General features: G+C 70.9%; 16 protein-coding genes. 10 read left to right on the forward strand and 6 right to left on the reverse strand.

Features of this window, described 5'->3' with window-relative positions:
* Positions 1–43: 43 nt before the first annotated feature.
* Complete coding sequence (pepN, locus tag AB0K21_RS33080) at positions 44–2,611, reverse strand: aminopeptidase N (protein ID WP_343983392.1); 2,568 nt, start codon at positions 2,609–2,611, stop codon at positions 44–46.
* A gap of 219 nt (positions 2,612–2,830) precedes the next feature.
* Here pepN and AB0K21_RS33085 point away from each other — a divergent pair, with 219 nt between their 5' ends.
* Positions 2,831–3,451 carry a disulfide bond formation protein DsbA gene (locus AB0K21_RS33085; RefSeq protein ID WP_343983389.1) on the forward strand — a complete coding sequence of 207 codons (621 nt, stop codon included), beginning with the start codon at positions 2,831–2,833 and terminating at the stop codon, positions 3,449–3,451.
* Positions 3,452–3,622: 171 nt separating this feature from the next.
* Entirely contained in the window at positions 3,623–5,032 is a 1,410-nt protein-coding gene (locus tag AB0K21_RS33090) for an aldehyde dehydrogenase family protein (RefSeq protein ID WP_343983386.1), read from the forward strand.
* 42 nt (positions 5,033–5,074) lie between these two features.
* Here AB0K21_RS33090 and def read toward each other — a convergent pair whose 3' ends face one another.
* Complete coding sequence (gene def, locus AB0K21_RS33095) at positions 5,075–5,563, reverse strand: peptide deformylase (RefSeq protein ID WP_364155566.1); 489 nt, start codon at positions 5,561–5,563, stop codon at positions 5,075–5,077.
* 97 nt (positions 5,564–5,660) lie between these two features.
* On the opposite strand from def, the gene AB0K21_RS33100 reads away from it, so the two are divergent.
* Positions 5,661–6,128 (forward strand): ribose-5-phosphate isomerase, encoded by a 468-nt coding sequence (locus AB0K21_RS33100; RefSeq protein WP_343983380.1) that lies wholly within the window; start codon positions 5,661–5,663, stop codon positions 6,126–6,128.
* 3 nt (positions 6,129–6,131) lie between these two features.
* Here the strand turns inward: AB0K21_RS33100 and AB0K21_RS33105 are convergent, their stop codons facing one another.
* On the reverse strand, positions 6,132–6,278 hold the full coding sequence (locus AB0K21_RS33105; protein ID WP_343983377.1) for a hypothetical protein: 147 nt from the start codon (positions 6,276–6,278) through the stop codon (positions 6,132–6,134).
* Between the two features lie 83 nt (positions 6,279–6,361).
* A complete protein-coding gene (locus AB0K21_RS33110; protein WP_343983375.1) occupies positions 6,362–7,591 on the reverse strand; it encodes a GNAT family N-acetyltransferase in 1,230 nt (409 codons plus the stop codon).
* A gap of 118 nt (positions 7,592–7,709) precedes the next feature.
* On the opposite strand from AB0K21_RS33110, the gene AB0K21_RS33115 reads away from it, so the two are divergent.
* Complete coding sequence (locus tag AB0K21_RS33115; RefSeq protein WP_343983372.1) at positions 7,710–8,825, forward strand: PP2C family protein-serine/threonine phosphatase; 1,116 nt, start codon at positions 7,710–7,712, stop codon at positions 8,823–8,825.
* 13 nt (positions 8,826–8,838) lie between these two features.
* Here the strand turns inward: AB0K21_RS33115 and AB0K21_RS33120 are convergent, their stop codons facing one another.
* A complete protein-coding gene (locus AB0K21_RS33120; protein ID WP_364155569.1) occupies positions 8,839–9,432 on the reverse strand; it encodes a response regulator transcription factor in 594 nt (197 codons plus the stop codon).
* A 200-nt stretch (positions 9,433–9,632) separates the two neighbouring features.
* Between AB0K21_RS33120 and AB0K21_RS33125 the strand changes: the two genes are divergently transcribed.
* From AB0K21_RS33125 to AB0K21_RS33150, 6 genes are all read left to right on the forward strand, one after another.
* Positions 9,633–10,940: a M50 family metallopeptidase gene (locus AB0K21_RS33125; RefSeq protein WP_364155571.1), complete on the forward strand. Its 1,308-nt coding sequence runs from the start codon at positions 9,633–9,635 to the stop codon at positions 10,938–10,940.
* 53 nt (positions 10,941–10,993) lie between these two features.
* Positions 10,994–11,515 (forward strand): MarR family winged helix-turn-helix transcriptional regulator, encoded by a 522-nt coding sequence (locus AB0K21_RS33130; protein ID WP_343983363.1) that lies wholly within the window; start codon positions 10,994–10,996, stop codon positions 11,513–11,515.
* Between the two features lie 201 nt (positions 11,516–11,716).
* Positions 11,717–13,237, forward strand: a complete 1,521-nt coding sequence (locus tag AB0K21_RS33135; protein WP_343983360.1) for a serine/threonine-protein kinase — start codon at positions 11,717–11,719, stop codon at positions 13,235–13,237.
* A gap of 3 nt (positions 13,238–13,240) precedes the next feature.
* Positions 13,241–16,051: a BTAD domain-containing putative transcriptional regulator gene (locus tag AB0K21_RS33140; RefSeq protein ID WP_364155574.1), complete on the forward strand. Its 2,811-nt coding sequence runs from the start codon at positions 13,241–13,243 to the stop codon at positions 16,049–16,051.
* A 77-nt stretch (positions 16,052–16,128) separates the two neighbouring features.
* Positions 16,129–16,740: a hypothetical protein gene (locus AB0K21_RS33145; RefSeq protein WP_364155576.1), complete on the forward strand. Its 612-nt coding sequence runs from the start codon at positions 16,129–16,131 to the stop codon at positions 16,738–16,740.
* Positions 16,724–17,281, forward strand: coding sequence for an OmpA family protein (locus AB0K21_RS33150; protein ID WP_364155578.1), 558 nt, complete (start codon positions 16,724–16,726; stop codon positions 17,279–17,281). The genes AB0K21_RS33145 and AB0K21_RS33150 overlap by 17 nt, the downstream gene beginning before the upstream one ends.
* A gap of 208 nt (positions 17,282–17,489) precedes the next feature.
* On the opposite strand, the gene AB0K21_RS33155 is transcribed toward AB0K21_RS33150, so the two are convergent.
* On the reverse strand, positions 17,490–18,407 hold the full coding sequence (locus AB0K21_RS33155; RefSeq protein WP_364155580.1) for a carbohydrate ABC transporter permease: 918 nt from the start codon (positions 18,405–18,407) through the stop codon (positions 17,490–17,492).
* Positions 18,408–18,415 lie beyond the last annotated feature (8 nt).

Raw genomic sequence — 18,415 nt, forward strand, 5'->3', positions numbered from 1 at the left:
CGCCCGTCCTGGCGAGGGGTGTCCGTCCGGCTCCGCGGCGAGGTCAGTCCGTGGACGCGTCCTTGGCCTGGGCGCGCAGGGCGCGGCCGATACCGTCGGCGCCCTCGAGCAGCAGGCGCCGCAGGGCGTGCGGCGGCTGGTCGGCCGAGATGAAGTCCTGGGTCCTGGCGACCGTCTCGGGGGAGATGACCAGAGCCGGGTAGCAGCCGTTGGCGAAGTTCTGAGCGCTGTCGGAGGTCCAGGACTTCCAGATCCTGCCGATCTCCTCGAAGTACTTCGCCGCGTACGGCTCCAGCAGCTCCGGATGGCGCGCGTCCATGAAGCCGACGATCGTCGAGCGGAGCAGCGCGCCGCTCAGCTTGCCCTCGATGATCGCGGTCCAGGCGTTCGCCTTGCCCTGGGCCGTCGGGATCAAGGCGCGGGAGAGCGCGGCGGAACGCTCGCCCGTCGCGGTGGCGTCGCGCAGCAGCTCCTGAGCGATGTCCTCCTCGCCGAACAGGCCGCCGGAGACCAGGGCGCTGGTCAGCGTCCAGCGCAGGTCGGTGTCGACGGTGAGGCCGTCGAGTACGGTCTCACCGTCCAGCAGCCCCTTCAGGAACGCCAGGTCCTCGGCTGAGGTGGCGGTGGACGCCAGCGCGTTCAGGTAGGCGAGCTGGTAGTCGGAGCCGGGCGCGGCACCGGTGACCAGGTCGCGCAGCGCGGCGTTCAGCCGGGCCAGGCCCTGGGCGCGCCAGGCGGGGTCGGCGTACTGCTGGAGGGCCAGGCGGGTCTGGCGGAGCACGGTCTGGGCGACCGTGATGTCGGTGATCGACTGGATCCCGGAGAGGGCCAGGGCGAGGTAGTCGCGGGCGGACATCTCGGCGTCCCGGGTCATGTCCCAGGCGGCCGACCAGCACAGCGCACGGGGCAGGGACTCGGTGAACTTGCCGATGCCGCCGTTCACCACGGTCTGCAGTGACCGCTCGTCGAGCCTGACCTTGGCGTAGGTCAGGTCGTCGTCGTTGATCAGGATCAGGTCCGGCTGTACCTCGCCGACCAGTTCGGCCACCGCGGTGCGCGCGCCGACCACGTCCAGCTCGACTCGCCGCACCCGGACCAGCCTGTCGTCCCGCAGGGAGTACAGGCCGATGGCCACGCGGTGCGAGCGCAGCGTCGGGTAGTCGGCGGGGGCCTCCTGGAGCACGTCGAACTCGATGAAGCGGCCCTCGGGGTCGGTGGTGAACGACGGGCGCAGCGTGTTGACCCAGGAGGTCTCCAGCCACTCCTTGGACCAGGAGGACAGGTCGCGCCCCGAGGTGCGCTCCAGCGCGCCGAGCAGGTCCGCGAGCGTGGTGTTGCCCCAGGCGTGCTCGCGGAAGTAGTCGCGTACCCCGGCCAGGAAGTTGTCCAGCCCCACGTAGGCGACGAGCTGCTTGAGGACCGAGGCGCCCTTGGCGTACGTGATCCCGTCGAAGTTGACCTCGACCGCGTGCATGTCGACGATGTCGGCGGCGATCGGGTGGGTCGAGGGCAGCTGGTCCTGGCGGTAGGCCCAGGACTTCTCGACGTTGGCGAAGGTGGTCCAGGCGCCCTGGCCCCAGCGGGTGGCCTCGGCCTGGCAGAGCACCGAGGCGTAGGTGGCGAACGACTCGTTCAGCCACAGGTCGTCCCACCAGCGCATGGTGACCAGGTCACCGAACCACATGTGCGCCATCTCGTGCAGGATCGTCTCGGCGCGGCGCTCGATCATCGCGTCGGTGACGCGCGAGCGGAAGACGTAGTCCTCCAGGAAGGTCACGCAGCCCGCGTTCTCCATCGCCCCGGCGTTGAACTCGGGGACGAAGAGCTGGTCGTACTTCCCGAACGGGTAGCGGACGCCGAAGATCTCGTGGAAGAAGTCGAAGCCCTGCCTGGTCACCTCGAAGAGGTTCTCCGGGTCGAGGTGCTCGGCGAGCGAGGCCCGGCAGTACAGGCCCAGCGGGATGCCGTCGTGCTCGGAGGTCACCTTGTGGTAGGGCCCGGCGCACAGCGCGGTGATGTAGGTCGACATCACCGGGGTGGGCGGGAAGTGCCAGCGCTTGGCCGCCTGGAGCGCGCCGTGCCTGCCATGGTGTTCCGCCAGTTCCTCGGCCGAGTCGGGCGCCGCGTTGGAGATGACCTCCCAGTGGGACGGCGCGAGCACGGTCAGCTCGAAGGTGGCCTTCAGGTCGGGCTGGTCGAAGCACGCGTACATCCGGTGCGCGTCGGCCGTCTCGAACTGGCTGTACAGATAGACGCTCTTGTCGACCGGGTCGACGAAGCGGTGCAGGCCCTCACCGGTGCGGGTGTAGGAACAGTCGGCGTCCACGCGCAGTTCGTTGGTCCCGGCCAGATCCGGCAGCGGCAGCCGTCCGGTCTCCGGGTCATAGCCGCTCACGTCCAGCTCGACGCCGTTCAGGACCGCCTTGCGCACCTTCGCGCCGGCCAGGTCGACGAACGTCTCGGCACCCGGGCGGGTGCTGGTGAAGCGGACCGTGGTGACGCTCTCGAAGCGCTCCTCACCCTCGGTCAGGTCGAGCTCCACCGTATAGGACTGCACGCTGAGCAGCCGTGCGCGCTCGCGCGCCTCGTCACGGGTCAGATTGCCTGCCACTACCGCTCCCTCTTAACAACTTCCCCCGCTCCGTTGCTAGGGGGTGACTGAATCCTGCCACGTAAGTCCGCGACGCGCGGCGTCGGCACAACCTATGAGCTGATCATTAAATTTGAGAATAAAGTCACATGTAAAGGGATTAATCCACCCATGGAATAGGGAACTCGGGTGTCCGGGTTGTCGCTGTCGACGAAGCCTTACGACCAGGAAGCCGAGAAGATGACTGAGCGAACCCCCGTCGACCTCTGGTTTGACCCTTTCTGCCCGTTCGCGTGGATGACCTCTCGCTGGCTGCTGGAAGTGGAGAAGGTGCGGCCGATCGAGCCGCGCTGGCACATCATGAGCCTCAACGTGCTGAACGAGGACAAGGAGGTCCCCGACAGCTACCGCGAGATGATCGCCAAGGCCATCGGCCCGGTCCGGGTGGTCACCGCCGTGCAGGAGAAGTACGACTCCGAGACGGTGGGCCGCCTCTACACCGAGCTTGGCACCCGCTTTCACAACCAGGGCAGGGTCAAGGAGCTCGACACGCTCCGCGAGACCGTCGAGGAGGCACTGGAGGCCGCCGGGCTCGACCGCACGTTCGCCGACGCGATGGACTCGACGGAGTTCGACGAGGCACTCCGCGCCTCGCACAACGACGGCATCGAGCGGGTCGGCCAGGAGGTCGGCACCCCGGTGATCTCGGTCGAGGGCGTCGCCTTCTTCGGCCCGGTCATCTCGCCCGCGCCCAAGGGCGAGGACGCGGGCAAGCTCTGGGACGGGGTACGGCTGGTCGCGGCCACCGACGGCTTCTTCGAGCTCAAGCGGTCCAGGGACAGGCGTCCGATCTTCGACTGATCCGCCGCCCGGCCCTCTCCTCCCGGCCCGCCGCGCATGGCCGGGCGGGTGGGGAGGCGGGGCGCGTCCGGCGGGACCACTACTGTGCTCCCGCACAACGATGATCTCCGCGTGACCGCCGTACCCGCCGTGCCCTCGCGGAACAAGGGCACGCGCGCAAAGATGAGGGGTATGCGTCACCTTTATCTGGACGGAGCCTGGCGGCCCTCCACGTCGGGCGAGAGCATCGACGTGATCAACCCGGCGACCGAGGAGCTGATCGACAGGGTGCCCGCCGGGACGCCCGCCGACGTCGAGGTCGCCGTGGCCGCCGCCCGCGAGGCCTTCCCCTCCTGGTCGGCGACGGCTCCCGCCGAGCGAGGCCGGATCCTCGCCGCCGCCGCCGGGCTGATCCGAGAACGCTCCGACCAGATGGCCAGGATCATCGCCACGGACATGGGCGCGCCGTACGGCGTGGCGATGAGGGTGCAGACGCTGATGCCGGCCGGGGTGCTGGCCTCCTACGCCCAGCTGGCCGAGACCTACGACTTCGAGGGCGGGCGGGTCGGCAACTCCCGCGTCCTCAGGGAGCCGGTCGGGGTGGTCGCCGCCATCACCCCCTGGAACTACCCCCTCCACCAGGTCGTCTGCAAGGTGGGCGCCGCGCTCGCCGCGGGCTGCACCGTCGTGCTGAAGCCCAGCGAGGTGGCTCCGCTGGCGGCCTTCGCGCTCGCCGGGATCTTCGACGAGGTCGGGTTGCCCGCCGGGGTCTTCAACATGCTCAGCGGTCACGGCCCGGTGGTGGGCGAGGCCCTGGTCACCCACCCGGAGGTGGACATGGTGTCGTTCACCGGTTCCACCGGGGCCGGGCGCCGGGTCGCCTCGCTCGCGGCCGAGACGATCAAGCGGGTGGCCCTGGAGCTCGGCGGCAAGTCCGCCAGCCTGGTCCTGCCGGACGCGGACCTTCCGGCGGCGGCCAAGGCGACGGTGGCCAACGCCTTCCTCAACTCCGGCCAGACCTGCTCCGCCTGGACCCGCATGATCGTCCACCGGGACCAGTACGACGAGGTGGTCCGGCTCGTCGTCGAGGCCGCCCGGAAGTACACGGTCGGCGATCCCTTCGACGAGGCGACCCGGCTCGGCCCGCTCGTGTCGGCGGCCCAGCGTGACCGGGTGATCCGCTACATCAACCGGGGCCAGGAGGAGGGCGCCAGGCTGGTCGCCGGAGGCACCGACCGGCCGCTGGAGCGTGGTTTCTACGTGGAGCCCACGGTGTTCGCCGGGGTGGAGCCGGGGATGGTGATCGAGCAGGAGGAGATCTTCGGCCCGGTCCTCACGATCATCCCCTACACCCGGGGTGAGGACGAGGCCGTCGCCATCGCCAACGGCACCCCGTACGGCCTGGCGGGCGCGGTGTGGGCGGGGGGCGAGCAGCGCGCGGTCGAGGTCGCACGACGGCTGCGCACCGGCCAGGTGGCGATCAACGGCGGCCAGTTCAATCCGCGAGCCCCCTTCGGCGGCTACAAGCAGTCGGGCCTCGGCCGCGAGCTGGGCGAGTTCGGCCTTGAGGAGTATCTGGAGATCAAGGCGATCCAGCTCTGAGGGCGCCGGCGCGGGCTGTCCGCGCCCGGCCGGCCCGCCGGATCAGGGCGCCTGGAGCAGGACCTTCCTGGCCGCGTCCTTGGCCAGCCGGTCCACGTAGAGCATGCCGTCGAGATGGTCGGTCTCGTGCTGGAAGCAGCGTGCCAGCAGGCCGCGGGCCCTGAGCCGGATCGGCCGCCCCAGCCGGTCCAGGCCGCTTACCGTCACGCCGGCGGCCCGGGGCGTCCTGGCGTAGAGCGGGGTGCCGGTCTCGCGGCTGGGAACGGACAGGCAGCCCTCCTCGTCGAGGATCTCGGAGTCGTCGTCCACGGTCAGCTCAGGGTTGATCACGTGCCCCTTGCGGTTGCTGCAGTCGTAGACGAAGATCCTTTTCGACACGCCGATCTGCGGGCCCGCCAGGCCGACGCCCTGTGCGGCGTACATCACGTCGAACATCTCGTCGATCATGCGCCGCAGGTCGCGGTCGAACTCGGTGACCGGCTCGGCGGGCGTGCGCAGGACGGGGTCACCGACCACTCGGATGTCACGCATGTGGAGTTCTCTCTTGTAAGGGTTGGGTGAGCATAGGGGCCATTACTCTAGCCGGGGCCGGGTGAAGCCGCCCGCGCACACCTGCGAAACTGGGTGGGTGCGCGTCTACATCGGTGCCGACCATGCCGGCTATGAGTTCAAAAACCACATCGTCTCCTGGCTGAAGGAGCACGGCCACGATGTCGTGGACTGCGGTCCCTTCGTCTACGACGCGGAGGACGACTACCCGCCGTTCGTGCTGCGCGCGGCCCAGGGCGTCGTGGACGACCAGGGCAGCCTGGGGGTCGTCATCGGCGGTTCGGGCAACGGCGAGCAGATCGCGGCCAACAAGGTGCGCGGCATCCGCGCCGCGCTGGCCTGGAGCGAGGAGACCGCCAGGCTCGCCCGCGAGCACAACAACGCCAACGTCGTCAGCATCGGCGCGCGGATGCACCCGGAGGAGGAGGCGACCCGGTTCGTCGAGGTATTCCTCAACACCTCGTACTCCGGGGCCGAGCGCCACAACCGCCGGATCGCTCAGATCACCTCGTACGAGACCATCGGTCAGCTTCCGCCGCTGCCGTAGTCCTCACCGCCTGCGCGTGGGCTCCTTGCGGGGCGTCTCGTCGCGCAGCGGGCGGCGGTCCGCGCTCTCCTGCTGCTCCTGTGTCGGGCGCGAGACGTCTCGCGCCCGCATCGCGGTGATCGCGTTGATCTGCAAGCTCTGCAGTGCCATGCCGCAACCATAACCCGCCCGGCCCCTCAGGGCAGGCCGTGTCCGGGCCCGGCCTTGATCAGGCCGGGCGGTCGTGGCCCTGGTCAGAAGATCGTCCCGCCCCAGGGGGCGGCATCCCACGACATCGCGGTGGACAGCTCCCGCAGGGCCCCCGCGCGCGACTCGCGTACCACCCCCGCCGCCAGCAGGGCCGCCAGCGGGCGCCCGCCCAGGTAGGCCGCGCCCAGTACGGAGACCGGCATTGCCAGGTCGGCCGGATCGTCGCAGGGCACGCAGCGGGCGGCGGAGGTGTCGGCGGTCAGCCGCCAGCGGCGCGCGTTCCACGGGCAGACGTCGTCCTCGACGTCGATCACCACGTCCACGGGCGCGGAGTAGCGGCGGGCCGGAAGGGCCCGCTCGACGTCCACGACGCGGATCCACAGCTCGTCCAGCCAGCGCGCGTGGAGCATGCGGGGTTCGGCCAGCAGGTGGATCAGCGGGTCGTCCGAGGGTCGGTTCTGGGCGGTGACGTGCGAGACCAGATCACGGTCCAGCAGGTGCCGCCAGAGCAGCGCGTAGGCGGCGGGATCGAGACCGAACAGCTCCTTGAGCCGCAGCTCACCGTCGAAGACGTCGTCCTCGGTCCAGCTCGGCCTGATCCTGAAGAGCGCGTAGCCCCGCGCGCCGTGATCGTCCTCGACGACCACGGCGCGCAGCGGTCCGGCGCCGCCCTGGTCGGCCTCGTGGTCGCTCAGCACCGAGTCCCAGCGCCCGGACGTGCGGGCGTACAGTCCCGGACGCTCGTCGAGCGCCGAATCGTGGATCTTCTCGAAGGTGGCCCTGGCCTCCGCGGGCCTGACGATACGCAGCCGCAGGCCCGGATCGACGGGGGCGTGCCGGGTGAAGGCCGCCTTCGCCGTGGGGATCCGGAAGACCAGGCTGTCCGCGGCCCTGCCGTAGCCGTAGCGCCCGTAGATCGCGGCCTCGGAGGCGTAGAGCGCGGCGACCGCCTCACCCCGCTCGTGCAGGTCGGAGAGCTGGCGGGTCATCAGCGAGGAGAGGACGCCCCGGCGACGATGGGAGGGCAGCACGCCGACCGCGGTGACGCCGCCGACCGGGATCGGGCCGCCGGGTACGGTCATGGTGAAACTGCACACCGCCGTGCAGCCGACGAGCAGATCGCCGTCGAACACGCCGAGCGAGCGGTCGAACTCGGTGACGCCCAGGTACAGCTCCGCTCGGTGCGGGAGGATGGGAGCGCCGAACGCCTCCTCCTCCACGGTCATCCAACCGGACCACTCGGCTTCGGCGATCGGACGCAGGCTAAGAGTCATTTTTCACACGGTAGATGGGACAAACAGTTCCGGCCAGCTAATATCCACGCTTAGTGATCAAGGCATTGGTCAAGTCGGCTGCCCAAAAGGGGGATAGCCAGATACAGTCAGGCGCATCATGAGTTCCCGTCCGGTGCCGCTGCTTCCCCCGGCGCTCCGCGCGTTCCTGGTCCGCATCCCGCTTCTCGTCCCCATCGTGCGTCTGCTGCGCCGGGGCCCTCTGGCGCGCGACCGTAACCTGCTCATCACGCTGATCCTGCTGACCCTGGCGATCGGTGTGCTGGCCGCGAGGGTCTCCATGGAGTGGTTCTCCCCGGCGCTCATGATCCCGATCACCCTGGTGGCCGGGCTTCAGCTCCGGCTGAACAGCCTCGTCAAGCTGTTGTGCGCGGTCGCGGCCTCGCTGATCTACGTGGCCGCGGTGCGAGGGGTGGACTACATCGGCCCCGGCCTGCTGGTCACCTTCGGCTTCACCGCCGTGCTGGCCGCGCTGATGGCCCGTACCCGGGGCAAGCTCGGCGTGCAGGGCCTGCGCGGCGACGCGATGCTGCTGGAGCTGCGCGACCGTCTCAAGAGCCAGAGCGACCTGCCCCCGCTGTCCAAGGAGTGGGGCTCCAAGGTGGTGCTCAAGCAGGCCGGAGGATCCTCCTTCGGCGGTGACTTCCTGGTCTCCATCCGCGAGGGCGACACGATGGAGCTCGCCCTGGTCGACGTGTCCGGCAAGGGCGTCGACGCGGGCACCCGGGCACTGCTGCTGTCGGGCACCTTCGGCGGGCTGCTCGGCTCGGTCGACGACTTCCTGCCCGCCTGCAACACCTACCTGCACCGCCAGCGTGAGGCCGAGGGCTTCGTCACCGCGGTCCACCTGCGGCTCAACCTCGCGACGGGCGAGTACGTGATCACCTCGGCCGGTCACCCGCCGGTGGTCAAGTACGAGTCGGGCGCGGGGACGTGGCGGGTCTCCACGGCCAAGGGCGTCGTCCTCGGCGTCGTGCCCGACCTGCACTGCGAGGCGGACCAGGGGATGCTCCGCAAGGGGGACGCGCTCATGCTCTACACCGACGGCCTGATCGAGCAGCCGGGGCGCGACATCGACGCGGGCCTCGACCGCCTGCTGGGAGAGGCCGAGCGCCTGGTGCCCTCCGGGTTCCGCGACGGCGCCCGTAACCTGGTCACCTCCATGTCGGCGGGGCACAACGACGACTGCGCCCTCATCCTCATCTGGCGCCCCTGAGGCGTGAAGGGCGTCAGAGCCACCCGGAGTCGTCGGCGATGCGCACGGCGTCGAGACGGTTGCGGGCCTGGGTCTTGCACATGATCCGTGACAGGTGGTTGCGGACCGTTCCCACGGAGAGGAACAGCTGGTCGGCGATCTCGCCGGACCTGGCGCCCCGCGCGACCAGTCGGAGCACGTCGAGCTCCCGGCGGGTCAGGGGGTTGTCCGCCGACCTCAGGGCCGCCACCGCGAGTTCGGAGTCGACCGCGCGGCGGCCGGCCGCGACCTGGCGGACGCCGTCGGCCAGCTGCCCGGGGTCGACCTCCAGGCTCATGAAACCGAGCGCGTGGACGGCGAAGGCGCGGCGGACCTGACCCGGGTTCGGGGCGCGGGAGAGCAGCAGGACACTGCAGCGGGGAGCCTCCTCGTGCAGCCGGAGGGCGGTGGTGAAACCGTCGGCCCCGGGCAGGTCGAGGTCGATGACCGCGGTCTCGGGCGCGTGCCGCAGAACGGCGGGCACGACGTCCTCGCCGTCGGCCACGTCGGCCACCACCCGCATGTCGCTCTCGCACTCCAGCGAGGCCACCAGCCCGCGCCGTATCAGGGGTAGGTGTTCGGCAACCAAAATTCCGATCAAAACGCTCCGATCTCTCACCCTCGACCTCATCAAAGAGTGATCGGACGATCGCTGAATGTCAACAAAATGTGGCTGATCGGCAAAGTGTCCGCAGGTGACCCGACGAGGAACGGGGCCGTGAAGGCCGGATACTTCGGCTAATCTCTTATGGGGCATTGTCGGTGAAACCGCGATGGGAGTATGAACCTGTGAGCTGGCTCTCCGTGGTCGGAGTCGTTGTATTCCTCGTGGGACTGATGGTGTCGATCGGGCTGCACGAGATCGGCCACCTGGTGCCGGCCAAGCTGTTCGGCGTCAAGGTCACCCAGTACATGGTCGGTTTCGGCCCGACGATGTGGTCGCGCCGCAAGGGCGAAACCGAGTACGGGATCAAGTGGCTCCCGCTCGGCGGCTACATCCGGATGATCGGCATGCTGCCGCCCCGGCCCACCGACGCCCCGGGCAAGGTGCGCTCGGTCTCCACCGGGCCGTGGCAGGGCCTGATCGAGAACGCGCGTGACGTGGCCCTGGAGGACGTGCAGCCGGGCGACGAGAACCGGGTGTTCTACCGCAAGCCCTGGTGGCAGAAGGTCATCATCATGTCCGGCGGTCCGGCGATGAACTTCGTGCTGGCGTTCGTCCTGTTCGGCGTCGTGCTCATGGGGTTCGGCATCCCTGTGCAGAAGACCGAGATCGCCTCGATCCCGCAGTGCGTGAAGAGCGCGGCCGACTATGCCAAGAACCAGGAGTGCACCGCGGCCGACAAGCCCAGCCCGGCCAGCGTGGCGGGGCTGAGGCCGGGGGACGTCATCGTGGCCGTGGCGGGCAGGCCCGCCGCGAGCTGGGACGCCGCGACGCGGGCCATCCGCGACCACGGCGCGGGGCCGATCGCGATCGGTATCAGGCGCGGGGGGCAGGAGCTGACCGTCAACGCCACCCTCATCGCCCAGGACCGCGAGTCGCTCGACGAGCCCGGCAAGATCGAAAAGGGTGTCGGGTACCTCGGGGTCAGCCCGAAGATCGCCATAGAGCAGCAGAGCTTCGGCGCCGTGACCGAGCACATGTGGGATCTCACCTCGGCCACCGCCTCCGCGCTGCTCAGGTTCCCCGAGAAGATGGTGGGCGTCTGGAACGCCGCCTTCTCCGGTGACGAGCGTGACAAGAACGGCCCGATCGGCGTCATCGGCGTCAGCCGCATCGGCGGGGAGATCGCCGCCTCCGCGATCCCGCTGGAGAACAAGATCGTCGTCTTCATCAACCTGCTGGCGGGCTTCAACCTGGCGATCGGCCTGTTCAACCTGATCCCGCTGCTCCCGCTGGACGGCGGCCACATCGCCGGTGGCCTCTGGGAGGGCCTCAAGCGCGGCTTCGCTCGCGTCGCCCGCCGTCCTGCCCCCGGCCACGTCGACATCGCCAAGGCGCTTCCGCTCACGTACGCGATCGCCTTCCTGATGGTCATCATGGCGGGCCTGCTGATGTATGCCGATCTGGTCAACCCGGTCCGGCTGGCCGGCTGACCATCTTCTGGCGGGGGGCGCCCCTCGCCCCCCGCAGGCGTTAGGGTTGCGCCGTGAACGAGGGGACGCCCGGAGCGATGATCGATGTGGCCCTGTTCCGGCTACGCCGGATCTGGTCGCGGCCACTGCGAGCGCGCAGGGCAGAAGAGCCGCAGCGGCCGGTGCACATGTCGAACGTCATGGTCGTGCACGCCGTGCACAAGCTGAGCCTGGACGTGCCCGAGGTGACCGTGGGTGCCGTGGCCGAGCAGTTGGACGTCGATCCCTCCACCGCCAGCAGGCTGGTCAACGACGCGATCGGTGCGGGGTTCGTGGAGCGCGAGGAGTCGGCCGTGGACGCCAGGCGGGCCAGGCTCGTGCTGAGCGAGCGGGGCCGCCGTGTGCTGGAGGTGGTGGTCCGCCACCGGCGCACCTACCTGGACGGCCTGATGGCCGACTGGGACGAGCAGGACCGCGAGATCTTCGCCCGGCTCCTGGCCCGTTTCGCCGATGCCGCCATCGCCCGTCCGGCGAGCCCGGCCAACCTCGACCGGCTGATCGCCGAGACGCTGGCGGAGACCCCCGCCCCCGGTTGAGCCGCCCGCCCGGTTTCCCACCGGGCCCGCCCACTCCCCGGCCACCCCGTCGATCCGGCCACCTTGTCGATCCGTTCGCGGACGATGCCGGCGTGGCCGTCGTGCCGGGCGTACGCCGGGTCCGCGGAGGTGCCGGCGATGAGGCGCGAAGAGAGGGAGGGCTTGTCCCGGATGTAATCGTTTGATCGTAGGGTGACTCCGGTGAAGGCGATCGGGGGATACGAGCTCAGGCGTGAGCTGGGCCGGGGCGGTATGGGCGTGGTGCATCTGGCCACCACCCCGGCCGGTGGCCTGGCCGCGGTGAAGGTGATCCACCCGGAGCTGGCCGGCGACCCGGCCTTCCGGCGGCGCTTCGAGCGCGAGGTCACGGCGGCGCGCAGCGTGGCCAGGTTCTGCACCGCTCCCGTGCTCGACGCCGGAATCGAGGAAGGTGCCGCCTATCTCGTCACGGAGTACGTGAGGGGACCCGATCTGGCGCGAGCGGTACGCGAGCAGGGGCCGCTGACCGGCGCCAACCTGGAGGCGCTCGCGGTCGGGATCGCCACGGCGCTGCACGCCATCCACGGGGCGGGGGTGATCCATCGCGACCTCAAGCCGTCGAACGTGCTGCTGTCGCCGCTCGGCCCGCGCGTGATCGACTTCGGTATCGCCCAGCTCGTCGACCACCAGAGCCTGACCAGCCAGACGGTCATGGGTACGCCCGCCTTCATGGCCCCCGAGCAGGTGCGCGGCGAGCCGTTGACGCCCGCGATCGACGTCTACGCGTGGGGCGGGGTGATCGCGTTCGCCGGCACGGGACGGTTGCCGTTCGGCGGCGGTCCGCCACCGGAGGTCCTCTACCGGATCCTCAACGAGGGGCCGAATCTCGACGGCCTCGACGAACGCATGCGCGCCGTCGTCGAGCGGGCCATGGCCAGGGATCCCGCGCGGCGGCCGAGCGCCCAGCAGTTGCTGGACGAGCTGATCGGCGGCCGGCCGACCCCGGCGACGGCAAGCCAGGTGGTCGAGCGTACCTGGGCCGTCACCGGTGCGCCGGGCGCACCCGAGGGACCGGCCACAGCGGAGACAGGGCCCGGAAGGGGCGTGCGGCGGTGGCCGTGGATCGCGGGCGCCGGCGTGCTCGCGGCGCTCGTGGCAGGCGGATGGGCCGTCTACGCCGGCCTCGGCACACCGGCGCTGCCCTACCACGCGGACTTCGCCGAATCCTGGGCCGTCGGCGTGTCCGACGGTGGCAGGGCCGAGCAGGACGGCGAGTCCTACCTGCTGACCGTGAACCCCGGCTGGCGACTGTGGAAGTCGGCGCCCTTCTCCGGCGAGCCCGCCGAGGGCATCGTGGTCGGCTCCAGGATCCGGCTGGAGCGGGGCTCGGGGGAGTTCGGCGTCTGGTGCCGCGGCGACGCGAGTACCGGTGACCGCTACGACTTCGCGGTCACCGGTTCGGGCAGCGCCTCGATCACCAAACGGCACGGCGGGCAGAGCACGGTCCTATACGGGCCCATACGGGTGAAGAGGTCGGCCGACGACCGGATCGTCGCCCAGTGCGAGCAGCGGGGGGACCGGGTCGCCCTGAGCATGTGGCTCAACGACGAACCGGTGGGCGAGGCCGCCGACACGCGGAGCCCCTACGGCCCGGGGGACACCGGCGTCTACGCGGCGCCGGACACGGCCGAGCCCGTCCAGGTCAGGTTCCGCTCGTTCGAGCTTCGCCCGGCGAAGGGCTGAGCGATGCGGTTCGGCGTGCTGGGACCGCTGCGGGTCCTTGACGGCGACCGCGACCTCACGCCCGGGCCCGCCAAGCACCGCGCGCTGCTGGCCGCGCTGCTGCTGCGGCGAGGACAGGTGCTGACCGTCGACCGGTTGATCGCCGAGGTGTGGGGCGAGGAGCCGCCCGCGTCGGCCGAGCCGGTGCTGCGGGTGTACGTGAGCGCGCTGCGCAAGGTGGTGGACGGGATCCGGACCGTGCCCGGAGGCTACCTTCTCGACGTCGATCCCGACCAGGTGGACGCGCACAGGTTCGAGCGCCTGGTGAGCGCGGGCAGGCGGGCCAGGGACGCGGGCAGGACCGCCGAGGCGGCCGACGAGTTGCGTGCCGCCCTGGCGCTCTGGCGGGGACCCGCGCTGGCCGGCATCGACTCGGGGCCGCTGCGGCGAGCCTATGCCGTGCCGCTGGAGGAGTTGCGGCTCACCGCGCTCGAAGAGCGCGTCGAGCTGGATTTGGCGCTCGGCCGCGGTGCGGAGCTGACCGGGGAGTTGCGCGCGCTCGTGGCCGCGTACCCGCTGCGGGAGCGGGCATGGGGGCAGCTCATGCTGGCGCTCAACCAGGCGGGACGCAGGCCGGAGGCGCTGAGCGTCTACCAGGAGGCGCGGCGGCTGCTGATCGACGAACTCGGCCTGGAACCCGGTGCCGAGCTGCGGGAGGCGCACGAGCGGGTACTGGCCAGGGACGCGTCTCCGAGAGCCGTGCCGAACGAGATGCCGCCGGACGTCGTCGATTTCACCGGGCGGGAGCGCGTGCTGGACTGGATCCGCGGGGCGGTGCCCACGGCCGGTAGCGCGCCGGTCCACCTGGTGCTGCACGGCCCGGCGGGAGCGGGCAAGTCCGCGATGGCGATCCACGCGGCCGCCGCGCTCGATTTCCCCGACGGGCGGCTTTACGCCTCGCTCAGGGCCAGGACGCCGGGCGCGGTGCTGGAGGACCTGCTGCGCTCGCTCGGCTGCCCGCAGGGGGCCGTGCCCACCGAGCCGGCCGAGCGGGCCCGGCTCTACCGCAGCATGGTGAGCGGGCGGCGGCTGCTGGTGGTGCTGGACGACGCGGTCGACGAGGCACAGGTGCGCCCGCTGCTGCCCACCGGGCCCGGCTGCCTGACGCTGGTGACCAGCCGCTCGCCGCTGCTCGGCCTGGAGGCGGCGCGTGCCCGCGAGCTTGACGTGTTCGATCCCGGCGAGTCGGTGGCGATGCTGGCCAGGGTGGTGGGCGAACAGCGCGTGCGGGCCGAGCCACAGGCGGCGGCGCGGATCGCGGTGCTGTGCGGAGGGCTGCCGCTGGCGCTCAGGATCGCCGGGTCCAGGCTGGCGCGGCGGCCGGACTGGACGCTGAGGCACCTGGCGGGACGACTTGAGGACGAGCGCGGCCGCCTCGACGAGCTCAGCGCGGGCGATCTGGCCGTACGGAGCAGCCTGGCGCTCGGTTACCACGCGCTCTCGGATCGGGAACGCCTGCTGCTGCGCCGCCTCGGTGCGCTGTCCGCGCCCGACTTCGCTCCGTGGGCGGCCGCCGCGGTCCTCGGCGCGCCCGCGGACCGGCTGCTGGAGGCACTGGCCGAGGCGGGCCTGCTGCAGGCGCGCGGGCTCGACGCGGCCGGCCAGGAGAGGTACGGCTGGCACGAGCTGACCAGGCTTTATGCCGCCGAGCGCCTGTATGGGGAGGAGGGCACCTCCGGGCAGGTCCTCGCCGCGGCCGGGCGGGAGATCCTGGACCGCACCCGGCGGGCCAGGGCACTGCTGCTGCCCGCGGAGCCGGGCTCGGGCCAGACCCTGGTCCATACGGCGGAGCAGGTCATGGCCCTTGCGACCACGCAGTTCAGGGAGTCGGCCCGCTGGCTGGCCGCCGAGCGGGGGTTCCTGGTCGCGACGGTCGTCGACTTCCAGCGGACCGGCCTGGACGAGGCGGCCTGGCGGCTGGCCTTCTACCTGACACCCTTCTTCGAGCTCGGCGCGCACCACGAGGACTGGCGCATGGCCGCGGAGATCGGCCTGCGGGCCGCGAGGCGGATGGGACACCGCCACGGCGAGGCGCTGCTGTTGCGCTCCATGGCGGACCTGTACCGGGCACGGGGCCACCTGGTGGCGGCGGCCGAGGCCCTCCAGCGGGCGCTTTCGCTGGCGGAGGCCGGAGAGGTGGCCCGTACCCGGCACCGGCTCGGCCTGGTCCACCTCGCCAGGGGGCGGCGGCAGGAGGCGGAGGCGTGTTTTGTGGCCTGCCTGACCGCGTTCTCGGCCGCGGGCGACCAGCGTGGCAGGGCCGACGCGTTGCGCGCTCTGGGCGGGTTGCGGCGTGCGGAGGACCTGCTCGTCAGGAGCCTCGCGGCCTATCGGGAGCTGGGTGATCCGCGCGGCGAGGCGGCCGTCTCGCTCGACCTCGCCGGGCTCCTTCTGGACCGGCGGTGCCCTGCCGAGGCGCGTGAGCGGGCCGAACGCGGTCTCGGCCTGCTCAGGCGGCTGGGGGATCGGCTGCCCGAGGCCGCGGGACTGGTGGTCCTGGCCAGGGTGGCCATGGCGGAGGGCCGGCCCGACGTCGCCCGCGGGGCCGCGGAGGGGGCGCTCGGCACGTTCCGCGAGCACGCGGACCGCAGGGGGGCCGCGCAGGCGCTGCTGACCCTGGCCGCAGCCCTTTTAGACCTTGATGAGATAGATGGTGCAGTTGATGCAATAACAAGCTCTATGGGAGAGTTTGACGTTCTCGGCGATCGGCACGGTCTCGCCGGGGCAGAAGAACTCGCCGGCGAGGTACGGCGCCGCCGCGGCCTGCGCCTATAGCGCACTATGCGGATTCTGAAGGTGGCCTGCCTAAGGTCGGGTTCGATCCGATCCATGACGGCTAGAGGTGGAACGCGTTGAGAAGAGGAATCACGCCGGCGGTGGCCGCGTCCGTGCTGGCGATCGTGCTGGCCGGTTGCGGAACGCTTCCCGGGCAGCAGGGCGGTGGCGGCGAGGAGAAGCAGGCCACCGGCTCCACCGAGCCCGTCGGATCCGCCGGGTCCGCCGAGCCTTCCGAAGCAGCCGGGGCCGCCGAGCAGAAGGTCGCGCCCGCCGAGCAGGGCGAGGTGATCGCCGGCAGGGAGGTCAAGGCCGGTGGCGCCGACCTGACCGTGCAGATCACCGGCCTCAAGCGGCAGGGCCGGCTCTCCACGCTGACCTGGACGGTCACCAACAAGGGCGACGAGCGCTGGCAGATGAACAGCGACATGGGGGACACCCCGGACAACCTCGGCCTGACCGTGGCGGGGATCAGCCTGGTCGACCCGGTCAACGGCAAGCGCTACACCGTCGCGCGCACGGGCAAGTACCCCAAGACCAAGTGCCTGTGCTCCGACTACGACGTGTTCACCGAGCCGGGCGAGGTGCTGCCGCTGCACGCCACGTTCGCCGCCCCGCCGCCGGACGTCACGAAGATCAATGTGGACCTCAAGGTGCTGGGCGTTTTCACCGATGTCCCGATCTCCTGAGCGTCTCGCGGTCCTCGCGCTCGCGCTCACCCTGGCGACGGGCCCGGCCGCGGCCGCGTGGGCGGATCCGGAGGACACCGTGGCCGGGGTGGAGGACATCGTCACCCCCGTCGAGGACGTCATCGCCGAAGTGGAATCGCTCGACGGCGCCGAGAGCGAGTCCAAGCAGGGTGATCAGGTCACCGTGGCGCTCACCAGCGACGTGCTGTTCGCACTTGACAGGGCCGTGCTGACGCCGCGGGCGCGACAGCGACTGCGGGGGGTCGCCGAGCGGATCCGGACCGACTCCGCGGGCGGGACGGTCAGGATCGAGGGGCACACCGACGACCAGGGGACCGAGGTCTACAACGACGCGCTGTCCCTGCGCCGGGCGCAGGCCGTGCGGCAGGTCCTCGCGCGGCAGCTGTCACAGGTGACCTTCCAGGCCATGGGCTTCGGCGAGAGACGGCCCAAAGTGGCCAACGCCGTCCAGGGGCGGCCGGTGCGGGAGAACCAGGCGAAGAACCGGCGGGTGGAGATCATCTTCAACGCCAAACGGTGATCCGTGCCCTGCCCGGCACGTCGACGCGTCGAGATCCGGCCCGCCACGGCGACCGGCCTGTGGCTCGGGACGGGACGTCGGGCGAAGGAAGGGAAGGGGGCGCCCGAACCCGCTCCGTCCCCGGCACGGGTCGGCCGACCCGTGCCGGGGACGGAGCGGACCTCCGTGAGCCCGGCGGCCAGGCGGGAGCGGCGGCCCGCGGCGTCGGTCACTTGCTGAAACCGGCCGTCAGGCCGCTGAGCAGCTGACGGCGGCCGACCACGTACAGGATCAGAAGGGGGAGTGTGGTCAGCACGACGGAGGCGAGTACGGCGGGCACGTTCACGCTGTACTGTCCCTGGAAGGTCCACAGCGCGAGCGGCAGCGTGCGCTTGTCGGGGCTCTGGGTGAGGATCAGCGGCAGCAGGAATCCGTTCCAGATCGTCAGTGCGTTGTAGATCGTCACCGTCACCACGGCCGGCAGGGTGAGCGGTAAGGCCAGGCGCCAGAGTGTCCTCATCTCGCCCGCGCCGTCCAGCCGCATCGACTCGAACAGCTCTTTGGGCACGTCACGGATGAAGTTGGCCAGGACCAGCACCGAGAGCGGGATCGCGAAGGCGATGGACGGCAGGATCAGCGCCGCCAGCGAGTCGTAGAGGCGCAGCCGGATGATGATCAGGTAGATCGGGATGACGGTCGCCTGCAGCGGGATGGCCAGCCCCATGAGAAAGAGCGAGTTCACTCCGCGCAGGAAGCGGCGGGTGCCGCCGCGGACGATCGCGTACGCCGCCATGAACGCGACCGTGACCGCCGGGACGACCGCGCCGACGGTCACGATGAGGCTGTTGAGGAAGTACAGCGGGAAGTCGGACTCGACGACCAGCCGGTAGTTGGCGAGGGACGGCTCGGTGGGCGGCGCCAGCGGGTTGGTGGCGTAGTAGCTGCTCTGTGCCTTGAAGCTGGTGATGAGGATCCAGTAGATCGGCACGATCACGATCGCCAGCCACAGCCAGCCCGCGACCCCGCCCAGCCAGTTGGGACGCTCGCCGAGCGCCCGCGACCGCTGCTCGCCGCCCGCCCGGCGCCGGTGCCGGTGCGTCTTCGTTCCGGCCGCCGCGACCCGCTCGGGCCTCGTCGTCTGGGTCATGCCCATGG

Origin of the sequence: Streptosporangium sp. NPDC049248, from assembly GCF_040678965.1 — a bacterium.
Lineage (GTDB): Bacteria > Actinomycetota > Actinomycetes > Streptosporangiales > Streptosporangiaceae > Streptosporangium > Streptosporangium fukuiense.